The organism is Streptomyces sp. CT34 (genome assembly GCF_000805335.1).
GTDB lineage: Bacteria > Actinomycetota > Actinomycetes > Streptomycetales > Streptomycetaceae > Streptomyces.
On record NZ_KN708638.1, the window covers coordinates 5,338,333 to 5,354,667 of the forward strand.

The 16,335-nt window shown below is 70.5% G+C and carries 15 protein-coding genes; 10 read left to right on the top strand and 5 right to left on the bottom strand.

Features of this window, described 5'->3' with window-relative positions:
• Positions 1-12 precede the first annotated feature (12 nt).
• Positions 13-663: a TetR family transcriptional regulator gene (locus RZ84_RS23380; RefSeq protein ID WP_052230121.1), complete on the top strand. Its 651-nt coding sequence runs from the start codon at positions 13-15 to the stop codon at positions 661-663.
• A 38-nt stretch (positions 664-701) separates the two neighbouring features.
• Complete coding sequence (locus RZ84_RS23385; protein WP_052230122.1) at positions 702-1,400, top strand: response regulator; 699 nt, start codon at positions 702-704, stop codon at positions 1,398-1,400.
• Here the strand turns inward: RZ84_RS23385 and RZ84_RS23390 are convergent.
• From RZ84_RS23390 to RZ84_RS23405, 4 genes are all read right to left on the bottom strand, one after another.
• A complete protein-coding gene (locus RZ84_RS23390) occupies positions 1,397-1,870 on the bottom strand; it encodes a hypothetical protein (RefSeq protein ID WP_157878890.1) in 474 nt (157 codons plus the stop codon). The two genes, RZ84_RS23385 and RZ84_RS23390, sit on opposite strands and share 4 nt — an antisense overlap.
• An 82-nt stretch (positions 1,871-1,952) precedes the next feature.
• The gene (locus tag RZ84_RS23395) at positions 1,953-2,963 is read right to left on the bottom strand and encodes a hydroxyacid dehydrogenase (protein WP_052230123.1); all 1,011 of its coding nucleotides are present in this window, start codon (positions 2,961-2,963) and stop codon (positions 1,953-1,955) included.
• Positions 2,964-2,995: 32 nt separating this feature from the next.
• Positions 2,996-4,234, bottom strand: coding sequence for a 5-aminolevulinate synthase (hemA, locus tag RZ84_RS23400; RefSeq protein ID WP_043270652.1), 1,239 nt, complete (start codon positions 4,232-4,234; stop codon positions 2,996-2,998).
• 355 nt (positions 4,235-4,589) lie between these two features.
• Positions 4,590-4,940 (bottom strand): ArsR/SmtB family transcription factor, encoded by a 351-nt coding sequence (locus RZ84_RS23405; protein WP_043270655.1) that lies wholly within the window; start codon positions 4,938-4,940, stop codon positions 4,590-4,592.
• A gap of 94 nt (positions 4,941-5,034) precedes the next feature.
• Between RZ84_RS23405 and RZ84_RS23410 the strand changes: the two genes are divergently transcribed.
• The 7 genes from RZ84_RS23410 (at position 5,035) to RZ84_RS23440 (ending at position 14,225) form a co-directional block, all read left to right on the top strand.
• A complete protein-coding gene (locus tag RZ84_RS23410) occupies positions 5,035-6,237 on the top strand; it encodes an MFS transporter (RefSeq protein ID WP_043265929.1) in 1,203 nt (400 codons plus the stop codon).
• A gap of 163 nt (positions 6,238-6,400) precedes the next feature.
• Positions 6,401-6,916, top strand: coding sequence for a GNAT family N-acetyltransferase (locus tag RZ84_RS23415; protein ID WP_052230125.1), 516 nt, complete (start codon positions 6,401-6,403; stop codon positions 6,914-6,916).
• A 73-nt stretch (positions 6,917-6,989) separates the two neighbouring features.
• Positions 6,990-8,063 carry a Gfo/Idh/MocA family oxidoreductase gene (locus RZ84_RS23420; protein ID WP_043265930.1) on the top strand — a complete coding sequence of 358 codons (1,074 nt, stop codon included), beginning with the start codon at positions 6,990-6,992 and terminating at the stop codon, positions 8,061-8,063.
• A gap of 50 nt (positions 8,064-8,113) precedes the next feature.
• Positions 8,114-9,346 carry an RNA-guided endonuclease InsQ/TnpB family protein gene (locus tag RZ84_RS23425; protein WP_198540038.1) on the top strand — a complete coding sequence of 411 codons (1,233 nt, stop codon included), beginning with the start codon at positions 8,114-8,116 and terminating at the stop codon, positions 9,344-9,346.
• A 350-nt stretch (positions 9,347-9,696) separates the two neighbouring features.
• A complete protein-coding gene (locus RZ84_RS23430) occupies positions 9,697-10,650 on the top strand; it encodes a LysR family transcriptional regulator (protein WP_241777830.1) in 954 nt (317 codons plus the stop codon).
• Positions 10,651-10,694: 44 nt separating this feature from the next.
• Positions 10,695-11,960, top strand: a complete 1,266-nt coding sequence (serB, locus tag RZ84_RS23435; RefSeq protein WP_078894121.1) for a phosphoserine phosphatase SerB — start codon at positions 10,695-10,697, stop codon at positions 11,958-11,960.
• 588 nt (positions 11,961-12,548) lie between these two features.
• A complete protein-coding gene (locus RZ84_RS23440) occupies positions 12,549-14,225 on the top strand; it encodes an SWIM zinc finger family protein (protein WP_043265931.1) in 1,677 nt (558 codons plus the stop codon).
• A 190-nt stretch (positions 14,226-14,415) separates the two neighbouring features.
• On the opposite strand, the gene RZ84_RS23445 is transcribed toward RZ84_RS23440, so the two are convergent.
• Positions 14,416-14,997, bottom strand: a complete 582-nt coding sequence (locus RZ84_RS23445) for a Uma2 family endonuclease (protein ID WP_043265932.1) — start codon at positions 14,995-14,997, stop codon at positions 14,416-14,418.
• Positions 14,998-15,229: 232 nt separating this feature from the next.
• Between RZ84_RS23445 and RZ84_RS23450 the strand changes: the two genes are divergently transcribed.
• Positions 15,230-15,979, top strand: coding sequence for a GntR family transcriptional regulator (locus RZ84_RS23450; protein ID WP_043265933.1), 750 nt, complete (start codon positions 15,230-15,232; stop codon positions 15,977-15,979).
• Positions 15,980-16,335 lie beyond the last annotated feature (356 nt).

Below are 16,335 nucleotides of genomic sequence, written 5' to 3' on the forward strand. Positions count from 1 at the left end.
GGAGGTGAACCAGTGGCGCGACAGGAGCGGGCCGAGCAGACCCGGCGAGCGCTGATCGCTGCGGCGGCCTCGGAGTTCGACCAGCACGGATACGCCGGGACGTCGCTCGCGCGGATCGGCGCCGGCGCCGGGGTGACGATGGGCGCGATGACGTTCCACTTCCCGGTCAAGATCGCGATAGCCCGGACGGTGCACGAGGCCGGCGCCGGGGCAACCCGGGACGCGCTGCGGCGGGTCCACGAGGACGCCGGGCCTGGACTGCAGGCGGTGATCGATCTGACGCATGCGCTCGCCGGGATCCTGGAGTCCGACACCCAGGTCCGCGCGGCGGCGCGCCTGGCGCGGGAGAAGCCGGACGCGGTGGGCGACTGGCGGGCCGAGTGGCTGCCGGTGCTGAAGGACCTGCTGGACGCGGCCGGGGACCATCTCCCCGACGGGATCGAGCCCGCGGAGGTCGGGCCGCTGGTCGAGTTCCTGGTCGCCGGGGCCGAAGAGACCAGCCGTGAGCACCACCGGCGGACCGGGGGCGCGGCGGCGGGAGAAGAGTCCGGCGAGACGCGCGAACTTCTCACCGGAATATGGGAGTTGCTGCTGGTCGGCCTCGCCCATGCCTCCGCCCGCGAGGAGCTGCGTCCCGCGGGGACACCGACACCGCGCAGATAGCGCACCTGGCGCACCAACGGGGGAGAGGACCTCACGGGATGGACCCGATACGCATTCTGATCGCCGACGACCACACCCTGCTGCGCAATGCGCTGGCAGAACTGCTCTGCGCCGAGGAGGACTTCAGCGTCACCGGGGTGGCCGCGGACGCTCCCGAGATGCTGCGGCTGGCGGCCGAGACCAGGCCCCATGTCGTACTCATGGACATCGAGATGCCGGGCAACGACCATCCGCCGGCCACCGTGCGCCGGCTGCGGGAGCTGGCGCCGAGGACACAGGTCATCGTGCTGTCGATGCACGACGATCCCGCGCTGGTGCAGTCGTTACTGCCGCTGGGCATCAGAGGATTTCTGCACAAGACCGTCACCCGTCAGGCGCTGGCCGCAGCCGTGCGCGACGCCTGCGCCCCCGGCGGCCAGGTGATGATGCTGCTGTCCGCCGACAGCCTGGCGCAGCCCGCCCCCGTCGCGTCCTCCGTGGTGCTCTCCGAGCGGGAGACGCAGGTGGTGGAGCTGGCCGCGCAGGGGCTGAGCAATCTGCAGATCGCCCACCGGCTCGGCATCGTCGAGGGCACGGTGAAGCGCCATCTGCAGAAGGTCTTCGAGAAGCTCGGCGCCCGGTCACGGGTCGAGGCGGCAAACCGGGCGATCGAACAGGGCCTTATCCAGCCGCCGGTCAGGTCCTTCGGCTCCGACCGGTGGACCCCGGCGGCACGGCCGGTCAGCCGGGCCGGCTAGCCGGGACCTGCCATCACACTCCCGCTGTCCGCACCGAACGGCACGGTGTGCCGCCCCACACCCCCGCCCCACAACTCCCCCGCATCCGGCACCTTCTCGGCCAACGCGTCCGCCAGTGCCGCCAGGGCGTCCCACGTACGGGCATATCCGCAGGTGGTGCAGATGCGTACGGCCGAGGGGGAGGCGCGTACGGTCACCTCGCACTGGTCGGTGGCACGGGCGTGGGCGCGGGCCGCCGCGGGGTGCCGGAGGAGGAATCCGGCGCGGGCGTCCGGGGAGGCGGGGGCGAGAGTGACGCCCAGGGGGGCGAGCCAGGCGGTGTGCAGGGCGCGGATCACCTGCGCGATGTGCTGATGGCGGGCCGGTCCGGGGGGCTTGGCGTCCCAGCGGTCCAGGATCTCCATGTCCGTGCGGGTCAGCGGCGGATGTGCGGCCACCGGTGGCCGCTCCTGGTGTGTGGGACCTGGCATCTTCTCTCTCCTCCTGGTCGCTCGCGGCGGCGGCCGGTCCGCTGGTGCCCACCGGACCGGCCGCCGCCCGTACGTGCCCTGATCAGCCCGCCATCGCGGGCACCGCCGCCGCGGCCGGTGCGACATCGCCGGCGTTCATCGCGAGCGGCACCGGCCGGCCCTCCAGTGCCTGGCACACCGACTCGACCGCCTGGTGGCCGGCGCGGTCCTGAGCCTCGGCGGTGCTGGCGCCCAGGTGCGGGGTGGCGGTGACGGTGTCGAGGTCCAGCAGTGGGGAGCCGGTGGCCGGTTCGGTCTCGAAGACGTCCAGCGCGGCGCCCGCGATCCGGCCCTCGGCCAGCGCCTCGGCCAGCGCCCGCTCGTCGACGATGCCGCCGCGGGAGGTGTTGACCAGGTGCAGCGTCGGCCGGGCCAGGCGCAGTTCGCGCTCGCCGATCAGCCCGAGCGTCGCGGGGTTCTTCGGCAGATGGACGGTGACGATGTCGCAAGCGGACATCAGCTCGTCCAGCTCCACCGAGCGCGCGCCGAAGGCCTGGGCCTGCTCCGCGGTGACGAACGGGTCGTACGCGTACAGCTCGACGTCGAAGGCGGCCAGCCGGCGGGCGACCAGCCTGCCGACGTTCCCGAGCCCCACGATGCCCACCCGGCGGCCGGCCAGTTCGCCGCCCTTGAAGGCCGAGCGCTCCCAGCGGCCCGCGCGCAGCGAGGCTCCGGCGGCGTAGACCTTGCGCAGCGAGGAGATGATGAGCGCGACGGTCAGCTCGGCGACGCTGAGCACATTGGACTGCGGGGCGTTGGCGACCAGAACGCCGGCGCGGGTGGCCGCGGCCACGTCCACATTGTCCAGTCCCACTCCGGCCCGGCTGATGATCTTCAGATGCGGTGCGGCGGCGATCGCGTCCGCGTCGGCGGTGGTGCCGCTGCGGATGAGCAGGGCGTGTGCGTCCCTGACGGCCTCGCGCAGGGCGGCCGGGTCGCCGCCGTCGCAGCGCCGGACGTCGTAGGCGGACAGCGCAGCGAGGGTCGCCGCGGGCAGCGGGTCGGCGACGAGAACTACGGGTTTTTCCGGTGTGCTGGTGTGCGTCGGCGTCATGTCGTCAACAACTCTCTGTCGTTCAAGGGGCGTTAGAGGGCGGCGGCCAGCTCTTCGACCTGGCGGCGGGGCAGGTCGTGGCGGTGCCACAGGGCGTCCAGCGCATCGGCGAAGGCGTGGATCTGGGCCTCGGTGTGGTGCGGGGTCGGCGTCACCCGCAGGCGCTCCGAACCGGTGGGCACGCTGGGGGAGTTGATCGGCTGGACGTAGATGCGGTGCTGCTCCAGCAGCTCGGCGGCGACCGCCCGGCACTTGGCGGAGTCGCCGATGAGGACGGGCACGATATGCGCGTCGTCGGAGACCACCGGGATGCGCCGCTCGCGCAGCAGGTCCTGGAGCAGCGCCGCCTTGGCCTTCATGTCCTCCCGTTCCAGCTCGGAGCGCTTGAGGTGGCGTACGGCGGCGAGCGCGCCGGCGGCGACCGCGGGCGGCAGGGAGGTGGTGAAGATGAACGCCGAGGCGAAGCTGCGGATCGCGTCGATCGCCGAGGCGGGGCCCGCCACATAGCCGCCGGCGATGCCGTACGCCTTGGCGAGGGTGCCCTGGATGACGTCGAAGCGGTCGGCGATGCCCAGCTCGGCAGCCTTTCCGGCGCCCTCGGGCCCGTACATGCCGACCGCGTGGACCTCGTCGAGGTAGCTGAAAGCGCCGTACTCACGGGCGAGTTCGGCCACCCGGGCGAGCGGTGCGATGTCCGACTCCATCGAGTAGATGCTCTCCACCGCGATGATCTTCGGGGTCTCCGGGGCGATGCCGGCCAGCAGCTCTTCCAGGTGGTCCATGTCGTTGTGACGGAAGATCAGTTTCTCGGCGCCGCTGTGCCGCATTCCGGCGATCATCGAGGCGTGGTTCAGCTCGTCGGAGAGGACGACGCAACCGGGCAGCTTGCCGGCCAGTACGGTCAGCGCGGCGTCGTTGGCCGAGTAGCCGGAGGGGAAGATCAGGGCAGCCTCGGCGCCGTGCAGCGAGGCCAACTCCTGTTCCAGCAGGACGTGGTAGTGGTTGTTGCCCGAGATGTTGCGGGAGCCGCCGCTGCCGGCGCCGGTCTCGTCGATCGCCCGGTGCATCGCCTCGAGAACCAGCGGGTGCTGGCCCATGCCCAGGTAGTCGTTGCTGCACCAGACGTTGATTCGGCTGTCGGCGTCGGGGCCGTGGCGCAGGGCGCTGGGGAAGCTGCCGGCCTCGCGCTGGACGTCCAGGAAGGTCCGGTAACCCCCGCGGGCCTTGAGACCGTCGATCTCGGCGGAAAAGAACCCGTGATAGTCGAACAACGATTCCTCCAGGAACACAGGAACATGCGAGCGCATGAAGAAGGGAATGCCGTGCTCCGCGTAAAGGAGCAGGCGGTCGCCTCAAGGGAGAGTCGGTAACGGGCGGACCGGGAATCCGTTCCGCTGCAAAGAACGTATCTGCGGCGCCGTCCGCTGTGAAATGCCGAGCCCCTTCCGCCTATACGGAAGGGGCATGGAAGGGGTGCGTGCGGCGATGTCGGAGACCGTGCGCCGGCGACTTATGTCGTCCCCGTATGGATGGTGCGTCCCGGTATTTCTGTCGCGTCCGCCGGATCATTAGTGTCCTGGACTGTGGACGGACATCGAAACGGCCGAAAGGGCTGCGCTGCTCGGCTCAGTGCCCGGGTGTGGCCTCGTCGGCATCGCCGGCGGCCGCCTGCTCGGCGCGGAAGCTGCCGACCAGGGTCTCCAACAGCCCCGGATAGCGGCTGTCCAGGTCGCCCCGGCGGAGCGAGATCCAGCAGCGGGTGCTCTCCGAGCGGGTACGGGTCACCCCCGCCTCCCGAAGGATCTTGGTGTGGTGCGATGCCGTCGACTTGGGGGTCTCGCCGCTCAGCTCCCCCGATGTGTACTCCCGCCCGTCCATCAGCCGGGCGACCATGCCGAGCCGTGTGTCGTCGCTGAGCGCGTGCAGCACGTCGGCGAGCCTGATGTCCCCCGTCGCGGGGTGTCGGTATCTGCGCACCTCGTCAGGATCGCACACTCGGTCGCCGATGCACCCACCACCTGCTATGTTCAATGTTCTCGAACTTCGAATGATTGAGAGGAGTCGACGGCGCATGCGTCGCATCCTGCTGCTGGCCCTGGGTTCGTTCGCCCTCGGGCTGGACGCCTATGTCATGGCCGGCCTGCTGCCGGTCGTGGCGGGTGATCTTCATGTCTCGGCCTCGGCCGCGGGCCAGATGGTCACCGTCTTCACGCTCTGCTATGCCCTCGCGGCCCCCGTTTTCGCCACCGTGCTCGCCGGGCGGCCCGCTCGCGTGATCCTCTCCCTGGCGCTGACCGTCTTCACGCTCGCCAACGCGCTCTCCGCGCTGTCGACTTCGCTGACGATGCTGCTCATCGCGCGCGCCGTGGCGGGCATCGGTGCGGGCATCTACTCCCCGCTCGCCGCGGCCACCGCCGCCTCCCTCTCGCCGGCCGAGCGCCGGGGCCGGGGGCTGGCGATCGTCATGGGCGGCATGAGCATCGGCACCGTCGTCGGCGTCCCGGTCGGCGTGGTGCTCGCCCACCACATCAGCTGGCGCGGCACCCTCTGGCTGGTCACCGCGCTGGGCTTCATCGCCCTGCTCGGTGCGGCCACCATGCTGCCCAAGCTCCCGGCCTCGCCCCCGCCGGCGCTCAAGGAGCGCATCGGCGTGCTGACCAACCGCCGGGTCGCGCCCATCGCGCTGGTCTCCTTCCTCGCCGGCATCGCGAGCCTGGGCCTGTACACCTACCTGGCCTCCTTCCTCTCCGACTCCGCCGGCCTGTCGGACCCGACCGGGTACCTGTGGGCCTGGGGCATCGGCGGCGTGGTGGGCAGCCTGTGCGTGGGCCCGCTGGTGGACCGGACCAAGAAGGCGTACGGCATCGCCACCGTCATCTTCGTCCTGCTGGTCATCTCCGAAGCCGTGCTGCCCGGCGTCGCCTCGACCCACTGGGGCATGATCCTGCCGCTCATCGTCTGGGGTGCCTCCGGCTGGGCCCTCCAGGTCCCCCAGCAGCACGAGCTGATCGCGGCCGAGCCGGAGCACAGTTCCGTCGCCGTCTCGCTCAACAGCTCCGCCGTCTACCTGGGCAGCGCCGCGGGCTCGGCGCTCGGCGGTCTCGTCCTGGCCTCCGGTGTGTCCCCGTCCGAGCTGCCGTACTGCACGGCGGGGGTCGCCCTCCTCGCCCTGGCGCTGCATCTGACGCTGGTCCGGTGGGGCCGGAGGCGCCCGGTGACGGCACGCGGCGCGGCGCCGGTCGCCTCCGGCGTCGAGGAGAAGGTCTCCGCGTAGGCCCGACGGCTCGGCCGGGGCACTTCCGAAAAGCCGACCGCAGCCCCGAATGCGTTTCCCGCATTCGGGGCTGCGGCACGTTTCCGTATCTATTCGGAATGCGCATAGGGGTCCCCGAATTGGTATTTCCGTCCGTCTCGGAAACCCCTTACGGTCTCCCACCATGAATACGGATCCGCGACCAGCCACCCTTGCCGACATCGACGAACTGATCAGACTGCGCGGCTTTCTCCTGGATACCGGAGCGGGGCATTACGTATCGCCCGACCCCGCAGCCGGCCGCGTCTGGCGGGACAGCTACCGGAACTGGCTGCACACCCACCTGGAAACCTCGGAGCAGATTTACGTCGGGACCATCGGTTCGCCGCAGCGCCTCAGCGCCTGTGCCATCGCCGTCATCGACAACCGAGCGCCGACCCATGCGTACCCCAACGGCAAGGTCGGTTGGGTCCAGACGGTGGTGGTCGATCCCGTCCGGCGCGGCGAGGGCCTGGGCAAGGCCGTCGTCCATCACGTCCTGGACTGGCTGAGCGGGGCGGGCGTACGGGAGTCCGTACTGCAGACCACGCCCTCGGGTACCGGACTCTACTACCGCCTCGGCTTCCAACCGTCCGGCGAGGACCTGCTCTTCAAGCAGCTCGGCGGATCCACCGGGCTCACCGGGCCGCAGCCGCTCTGACGCCCGTCACACCGACAGCTACTCCCACACCCCCACCCCCCCACAGATCCACTGCGAAGGGAAACGGAACATCATGAAGGTCGCCATCGTCGGACTCGGTTACGCGGGGACCCGCTTCCTCAAGGCCTTCCGCAACGTCGCACGGGAGGCCGGCACCGCGCACCGGCTGTCGTTCGCCTACGTCGGACGCCACCGCACCACGGACGAGATCCCCTACTACCCCACCGTGACGGCGGCGTTGGCGGAGTTCCGGCCGGATGTCGTGGTCGTCAGCGTCCCCGAGCACGCCCGCGCCCAGATCTTCACCGAGTTGGCCGGCTACACCGGCTTCGTCGTCTCCGAGAAGAACCTCGCCACCTCACGCGACGACCTCGACCTCGTCGCCAAGAGCCTCGCGGACGTCTCCGGCTTCACCCTGGACCTCGTCGAGCGTTACTCCGAGGCCACCAGGTACCTGCGCGAGTACGTGCGCGCGCACCAACTGGAGCTGGTGCGCGCGAACTTCATCTGGGGCAAGGACCGGATCAACGACCACCGGCCCACCTCCGGCGTGCCCAGCGAGGTCGTGCACTCCCTCGACCTGGTCCCGTGGATCTGCGGCGGCGGGCACCGCCTGGAGGTCGACACCGCCATCGGCACCCGCTCCGACTTCTCCGTATCCGGGCCGGAGGTCCTGGACAGCGTGGCGCTGACGGCGCGGCTGGGCCCAGGAGCCGTCACCGGGTACAGCAGCTTTGTGCACATCACCCGCAAGCGGGAGGTCGACTTCGTCTTCCGCACCCCGGACGCGGAACTGCTCTACGCCAGTATCGTCTTCGACACCCCGGTCTGGGACGCGGACCATCTGCGCATCTGGCAGCGTCGCGACCACGGCGACGAGCTGATCCACGAGCTGCGCACCGACGGGGAGGCCGGCGATCCGGAGCTTCGTACGGTCATCAAGCTGGGGCGGCTGGTGCGGGATGTGGCGCGGTTCGTCGAGGACGGCATCCGGCCCGAGGTGCCGTTCGCCTCGCTGGAGGACTCGCTGTCCCTGCAGCGGCTGCTCAACGACGTGGAGGGCCGCTCGCGCACCGTCGGCCCGGTGTCGTACTTCCCGGACGGCCGGGCGGCCCTGGCGGAGGTGGACTGGGAGCGGCTGGGCTGAAGCGCGGACGTTTCCTCTGGGAGGGGGCGTTGTCAGTGGAGAAGGTTAGCGTGGTGATCGTGCAGCTTCGTTATCAGTACCGCATCGCCTTGACGCCTGGCCAGCGCATCCGCGCTGCGAGGGTGTTCGGGTGCCGGCGTGTGGTCTGGAACGATGCGCTAGCGGTTCAGAAGCTGCGCAAGGCGTCGAACAAGCTGCTGGGAAACCCCAAGGCACGTCTTGCCGAGGGGCCGTATCAGCCGGTCCCGAAGAACGCCGAGCTGGGCAAGACGCTCATCACGGCCGCGAAGAAGTCCGCTGAGCGGGAGTTCCTGTCGGATGCGCCAGTCGGTGTGATGCAGCAGACCTTGCGGGACCTGGATGGGGCGTGGAAGGCACACGAAGACTCCAAGACCGGCAACCGCAGAGGCCCGAAGGTCGCCCCGCCGAGGTTCAAGAGCAAGAAGGATAACCGGCAAACCGCACGGTTCACCCGCTCCGACCGCTTCTCGGTCACCGACGGCGGCAGGCTGCGTCTACCGAAGATCGGCGAGGTGCGGGTGAAGTGGTCGCGTGATCTACCCTCGGCTCCGTCGTCGGTGACACTGATCAAGGACTGCTCAGGTCGGTACTGGGTGTCATTCGTCGTGGAGACCGATCCGGCAGCCGACATGCTGCCCCCGACCGACCGAGACCAGGGTATCGACCTGGGCCTGGATCGTTTCGCCGTGCTGGCGGACGGGTCGCAGATCGCCTCGCCGAAGTACCTGCGGCGGGCGGAGAAGAAGCTGAAGAAGCGGCAGCGGGAACTGTCGCGGAAGAAGAAGGGAAGCAGCAACCGGGACAAGGCCCGCATCAAGGTCGCCCGTGCACATGCCAAAGTGGCCGACTCACGCCGCAATTTCCACCATCAGTGGTCTCACAAACTGACGCGCGAGAACCAAGCCGTCTTCACCGAGACCCTCAACGTCCGTGGAGGACTGGCGCGTACCCGGCTGGCCAAGAGCGTGCACGACGCGGGCTGGGCACAGTTCGTGACGTTCTGCGAGTACAAGGCAATCCGGCGCGGGCGGTCCTCCGCCAAGGTCGCCCGGGACTTCCCCTCCTCGCAGATATGTTCCGCCTGCGGATACTGTGACGGCCCCAAGCCGCTGCACATCCGCGCCTGGACCTGCGCGAACTGCGGCACCCGGCACGACCGGGACTGGAACGCCGGACGCAACGTCCTCCACGAAGGCCGCCGCATCCGCGCGGCCGACACGACAGCACCACCCACCCCCGGACCGGGGGCCTCACGCCGGTAACGGCGGGAGTAATCGCCTGCGGAGCGCACGTAAGACCGGGCGCAGCCCGGCCGCGCGCACAACCCCCACCCGCGTGGGGAGGAACCAGGAACCCACCCGAAGCCGGTGATCTCTCACACGGAGATGCCACCGTCAGACGGAGAATCCTCGGTTTTCAAGCCGATGGAGGAGGTCAATGCAAGAGACACCGCCCCTGGCCGAAAGTGACATCGCGCCCCGCTCCCGGTGTCTCCTTGGGTGCACCGCGCTGCTCCTTCCGTACGCACCGCACCGCCGCCCGGCGGCCCCCGCCATAGGCTCCCGACGTGCCGCTTCACCAGCGGCGATGCCCCGATCCCAAGGAGCCTGTGGTGAACACATCGGTGAACACAACGGATGTGGGTATCCGGCACCTGCGTGCCTTCCTCGCGGTCTGCGAGTCCCTGAACTTCACGCACGCCGCCGACGTACTGGGCACCAACCAGCCCAGCCTCACCCGCCGGATCAAGCGCCTCGAAGAGTCCCTCAGCACCCGGCTGTTCGACCGCACCACCCGCTCGGTGCGCCTGAGCCCCGAGGGCCGGCGTCTGCGCGACGAACTCGCCCCACTCCTTCCCCGCCTGGAACAGGCCCTTTCCCTCCGTACGGACCGGACGGCGCCGCTCCGCTTCGGCTTCACCTGGCTGCTCCCGGACGGCTGGGTCCAGGACGCCGTCGCCCGCTTCGAGGAGGAGACCGGGGCCGAGGTCGAACTCGTACGCCGCGACGAGCGGTACGCGGGCGTCGACCGCGGCACGGTCGATGTGGCCCTGCTGCGCGGCACCGTGGACACCACCGGCCTGCGCGTGGTCCCTCTCCAGTCCGAACGCCAGGTCGCAGCCGTCCCCTCCACGTCGCCCCTCGCCCGCGCCACCGGCCTGAGCCCCGGGATGCTCGCCCCGCATCCCTTGGTGGTCAACACGACGTGCGGACCCGCCCAGTTCGACGAGACCCACGGGGGTCATGAGGGCTCCGGGGGCCCCGAGGGGCACCGCTCCTCCCCCCTCATCCCCTGCAAGAACTTCGACGAACTTCTCGAACTGGTCGCCGCCGGCAAGGGCAACGGCATCGTCCCCGAACCGGCCCTCCGCCGCCGTCTGCACCCCGCCGTACGCTTCGTCCCCCTCACGGGCGCCCCCCAGGTACCCGTCTCGATGGCCTGCCCCCTGCAGGGCTGCCACCCTCTCGCCCAGCGCTTCACCGTCGCCGTCAAGGAAGCCCTGGCGGAACACAGCCGCGGGCAGACACCACCGTTCTACCCGCTCCGCGCGCGGGCTGTGGCCTGAGCCGGCCCTCTGCCTCCCCGCCAGCTGAAAGGACCTCCCACACCATGCCGGATACCAACAGCAGCCCCGACACCCTGTATGTCACGGTCCATGGCCCGCACCATCCCGTCCGTCACCCCGACTTCGACCCCGACGGTCACCCCGATCGCCACGCCCCTCGTCAACGCGACCTCATCGGCAGCCTGTTCAGCCAGCTCGCCCGCTTCGACGCCACCGTTCTGGACGTGGAGCAGGTCCAGCTGCGCGGCCGCCTCGCCCTGTGTGCCCAGTTCGCCACCCCGTCCCGCACCACCGTGACTGAGGACGAACTCCAGTCCGCCGTACGGCAATGGGCCACCACCCAGCAGGTCCACGCCGAACTCACCCAGGCCGCCCCCGCGCGCACGGCATCCGCCCCCACCCGTACGGCATCCCGGCGCAGCCACGTCACCGTCGTCGGCCACCCCCTCACCGCCCGCACAACTGCCGCACTGACCACGGCCATTCACGACACGGGCGGCCACATCGAGCGCATCACCTCGCTCGCCCGCCGCCCCGTGACGGCCGTCGAATTCGATGTCACCGGCGTACGGACGGAAGCCCTGCGCAGCGCCCTGTCCGCCGGTGCCCACGACCTGGGCGTCGACCTCGCCGTCTGCGCGGCCGGGCTCTCCCGTCGGGCCCGCCGTCTGGTCGTCATGGACGTCGACTCCACCCTCATCCAGGGCGAGGTGATCGACATGCTCGCCCGGCACGCCGGCCGGGAACCCCAGGTCGCCGCCGTCACGGCCGCCGCCATGCGCGGCGAACTCGACTTCGAGGAATCGCTGCGCGCCCGCGTCGCCCACCTCGCCGGCCTGGCCGCCACCGCCCTGGACGAGGTCCGCGACGCCGTCGAACTGACCCCCGGCGCCCTCACCCTGATCCGTACGCTGCAACACCTCGGCTGCCGCGTCGGCATGGTCTCCGGCGGCTTCACCCACATCACCGACCACCTCGCCCGCCGCCTCGGCCTCGACTTCGCCCACGCCAACACCCTCGAAGTCGCCGACGGCCGCCTCACCGGCCGCCTCACCGGCCCGGTCATCGACCGCCGAGCCAAGGCCGAACTCCTCATCCGCCAGGCCGACCGGGCGGGCATCCCCCTGGCCCACACCGTGGCCATCGGCGACGGCGCCAATGACCTCGATATGCTCAACACGGCCGGCCTCGGCGTGGCCTTCAACGCCAAACCCGTCGTCCGGGGCGCCGCCCCGACCACCCTCAACGTTCCGTTCCTCGACTCGCTCCTTTACCTCCTCGGCATTCCTCATGAGGAGTTGCGGGGGTGAGGGCATAGCCGGGAGCGATCGCGAGGCGGGGGGCCGCTGCGGCGCCCGATGATCAGCGGGCCAAGACCGGGGGTGCTCATAGTGTCTCCCGACGAGGGTCTGGGGCGAGTGATACTCATCCTGACAGCAGCCGCTGACAACGGAGTTGGGCTCTGAGCGGAGCATGGGCTGCGACCGCTGTAACGGTGTGGGTGAGGACGGCTGCTACTCGGGGCTTGCACAATGGGAATGGGAACGGGGCAGTGTCCTCCACTGATCAGCGGCGTGGTGCGTGTGGTGTTGACGGTGCCGGCGTCCGCCGGCGGCCTCACGAGCATGCCGGCACCCGTCTCCGTGGCCCGACTTCAGCGAGCTTCGCTTCTCCGGTGGGCGTCAGGACGCTGCGGGGTCAGGTAGAAGGGTAGAAGGTGGAGAGGCGTCTGCGGTCTTCCGTGGACAGACCAGCCCGGCCCGGTCCTGCCCGGCGCGCTGCGCGCGGTACGGGTTGCAGCGCTGCGGCGACTCTCCCTTGGGCCGCCGGATCGGGGGACTGGTAGTCATAAGCCAGTGGTCGTAACGGACAGAATCAGGAGCACGGTGAAAGACACCATGCGCGGCCTCACCGAGGCGAATCTCAAGATGCTGGCCGGTGCCCGTTCCTTCGAGCGCGGGCGCGGATACCTGGATGCGGTGTCCGGGGTCGAGGTCGGTGACGGGTGGGTCACCGCGAGCGTCCACGGCACGGAACGGTACGAGGTGGAGCTCGCCCTGGAGGGGCCCGGTGGGCTGTCCGGGGAGTGCGACTGCCCGTACGGCCTTGAGGGCAACTTCTGCAAGCACCTGGTCGCCGTCGGCCTGACCGTGCTCGCCCGACCGGAGAGCCTGCCGCGGCAGCGGAAGGCGGCGCGGGAGCGGGCGCAGGACCTCGACGGATGGTTGTCCGCCCGGTCCAAGGACGAGTTGCTCGCTCTGGTGCGGGAACTGATCGGTGAGGACCGGCAGTTGCGGCGCCGCCTGGAGCTGCGGGCCGCGAGCGCCCGTGGGGATATCACCTCGGTCCGGGCCCGTATCCGTGAACTGCTGGACATCGGCCCGTTCGCACAGTACGGGTACGTCGAGTACGCCGATGCCCGCGCCTACGCGGACCAGGCCGGGCAGGCGGTGTCGGCGATCGGCGCGCTCACCGGCTCCGGACGGGCAGCCGACGCGGTCGTCCTGGCGGGGGAGGCGATGGAGCTGCTGGCCCGGGCGGTGGAGTGCGTCGACGACTCCGACGGGTGGCTCGGGCAGGTGGGTGCCGGTCTCGCCGACGTCCATCTCGACGCGTGTCGTGCGGCGCGCCCCGACCCGGGGGAGCTGGCGCGCTGGCTGGTCGGCCATGCGCTCGGCGAGGTGGACGACGGCCTCACCGATATCGATCCGCTCGACTACGAGGACGTTCTCGGGGGAGAGGGGATGGCCGTCCTGCGGAAGCTGGCGGTCGAGGCGTGGCAGGGCAACCGCCGCGGCTGGGCGGAGAAGTACCTGATGGAGCGTCTGGCCAAGGGGGGAGGCGACGTCGACGCGGTGATCGCGGTGCATGCCGGCGATCTCGCACCGAACGGTCACACGCACCTGGTCATCGCTCGCGAGCTGGACACCGCCCGGCGCCCCGACGAGGCCCTGGGCTGGGCGGAACGCGGCGTCCGGGAGGCTCGGGACCTCGCTGCCGTCGACACCGCCCTCGTCGACCACCTCTGCGACCGCTACGCGCAGGCGGACCGGCTTGCCGACGCCGTCGCTCTGCGCCGCGACCACTTCGGCGCCCGCCGCACCCTGCTCGCGTACCAGCAGCTGCGTGCCGCCGCCCGGGCCGCGGACTGCTGGCCGGCCGAGCGCGAGGGCGCGCTGGCGGTGCTGCGCGCCGATGCGGGGCAGCGGCAGCAGGGCTGGTACGGCGGTGCCGTCCTTGTCGACGCCCTGCTCGACGACAAGGACGTCGACGCCGCCTGGCAGGCCGCCACCGGGACCGGCGCCCATGACCGGCAGTGGCTCGCCCTCGCCGACCAGGCCCGTGCCACCCGCCCCGCAGACGCGCTCGGTGTCTATCTGCGCCTGGCGGAGCCGCTGACCGAACAGACCGGCAACGCGGTCTACGAGCAACTCGTCAGCCTGCTGCTGAGCATCCGGGACTGTCACCGCCGCCTGGGATCGCCGGACCGGTTCACCGAGTACGTCAGCGCCCTGCGTACCGCCCAGAAACGCAAGCGGAACCTGATGCGCTTGATGGACGAGCACAGACTGTGAGCCGGACGACGCCAGGGAGGTCCACCTGCCCGGCACGCCGCTGCCGTCGGATGGCGCTCCGTGAGCCGCGCGACGGCGGCGATCGCCGACTACTGGGTACGGCTGGATCGGACGCTACGACGACCACCGGAACCCAAGGCCGCGTCCGGCCCCTTCCGTCGTGTTGCGCCGAACCGGTGCCGCCGGCCCCTCATGCGCGCCGGGGCGGGAGGAGCCCGTCCAGGTCCAGGCCGACCTCGAAGGGCACCGTGCGCCGGAAGGTGCCGCGGAAGATGCCGGCGGGAGCATAGGCACCGGTGGGCCGGTCCAGCTCGTAGACGTGGACGACGGGCAGTCCGGCCTCGTCTTCGGCGCACCAGTAGTGCGGGATCCCGGCCTCGGCGTACTTGCGGAGCTTGACCGTGCGGTCGCGGTGGGCGGACTCGGGGGAGACGACCTCGACGACGAGCTGGACCTCCTCCGGGGTGTACCAGGTGCGGTCGGGGTCATAGGGGGCGGTCGTCACCAGGAGGTCCGGTTCCGGGCGGTTGCGCGCGTCGAGGCGGATCGTCATCTCCCGCTCGATTTCGAAACCGGCGGGCGCTTCGGCCATGAGCGCGGTGGTCAGGCCGGTGACGAGGCGGCCGTGCCAGGACCGCTGGGGCCACATCAAGAAGACGAGGGCTCCGTCGATCAGCTCGGTGTGGCGGGGTGCCTCGGGGAGGCGGTCCAGGTCCTCCGCGAACCAGCCCTCCGCGCGCGGCGGGCGCATCCGGTCGGGCAGCGCGGTCATGGCTCGACCGTAGCGATGCGGCGAGGCTCAGGCCACGAGATCGTCGCCGCGCAGCCGCCCGCCGGGCGCTGCCCGGGGTCGTGCCGGCGCGGACGTTTCCGGGCCGGCGGGTGTGCTCCTGGAGGGGCTGAGCTGGGGGTCATTACTTTGGGTGAATGTCTGGCTTTGGCTTGCGGTTGGCAACGCGCGGTTGTCACGCTGTTGCTGACTGTCAAGCTGTTGGGAGGGGCCTGTGCCTTTCGGTGAGCAGCCTGCGTACCTCCGCGTCGCCGGTGACCTGCGTCAGAAGATCGTCAACGGGGTGCTGGCCCCGCACACCCGTCTCCCTTCCCAGGCCCGTATCCGAGAGGAGTACGGAGTCTCGGACACCGTCGCGCTGGAGGCGCGCAAGGTCCTGATGGCCGAGGGGCTGGTGGAGGGCCGCTCGGGGTCGGGGACGTATGTGCGCGAGCAGCCGGTGCCGCGCCGTATCGCGCGCGCCGGCTACCACTCCGGGGGCTGCACGCCGTTCCGCCAGGAGCAGACGGACGAGCGGGTGCGCGGCACCTGGGAGTCCAACAGCGAGCAGGAGGCGGCCAGTTCGGTGGTGGCGGCGCGGCTGCGGATCCCGGTGGGCGCCAGGGTGATGCGGACGCGCTATGTGTTCCGCGCGGAGGGCGAGCCGTCGATGCTCTCCACCTCCTGGGAGCCGCTGGCCGTGACCGGGCGGACGCCGGTGATGCTGCCCGAGGAGGGCCCGCTGGCCGGGCGCGGGGTGGTCGAGCGGATGGCCGCGATCGACGTGGTGGTGGACAACGTCATCGAGGAGGTCGGGGCGCGGCCGGGGCTGGCGGAGGAGGCGATGGCGCTGGGCGGTGTGCCGGGGCATGCGGTGCTGGTGATCTCGCGGACGTACTTCGCGGGTGGCCGGCCGGTCGAGACGGCCGATGTGATCACGCTCGCGGCGCGCCATCGGGTGGCGTACCACCTGCCGGTGAAGTGACCGGCGAAGTAGAGGGGGCAGACGGAGCAGACGGAGCAGGGGGCCGGTGAAGTGGCCCGCCTGTCCCCGGTGGGCTCCCCGCGTTCGCCGGGCGAGTCCGTCGTTTTCGTCGTTCGCGGAGCCGTGTTCGCCAAGTAGACGCCCGGTACTGGAATCGAAGGTCCGCTGACCGCGATTTTCGGCCGAGTTCGGTGTCCCTTTTATGGCGATTTGCACACTCGTGTCGTCCGTTTACCGGTGTTGGAAACCTCACAGAGGCTCAACTGGGCGGGATTTTTTGGTCGGTGTGGGAACCGGATCTACGGATTCGCTCATACGATGGCGAAGTTTGTGCACGGCACGGGGGAAGACCAGGA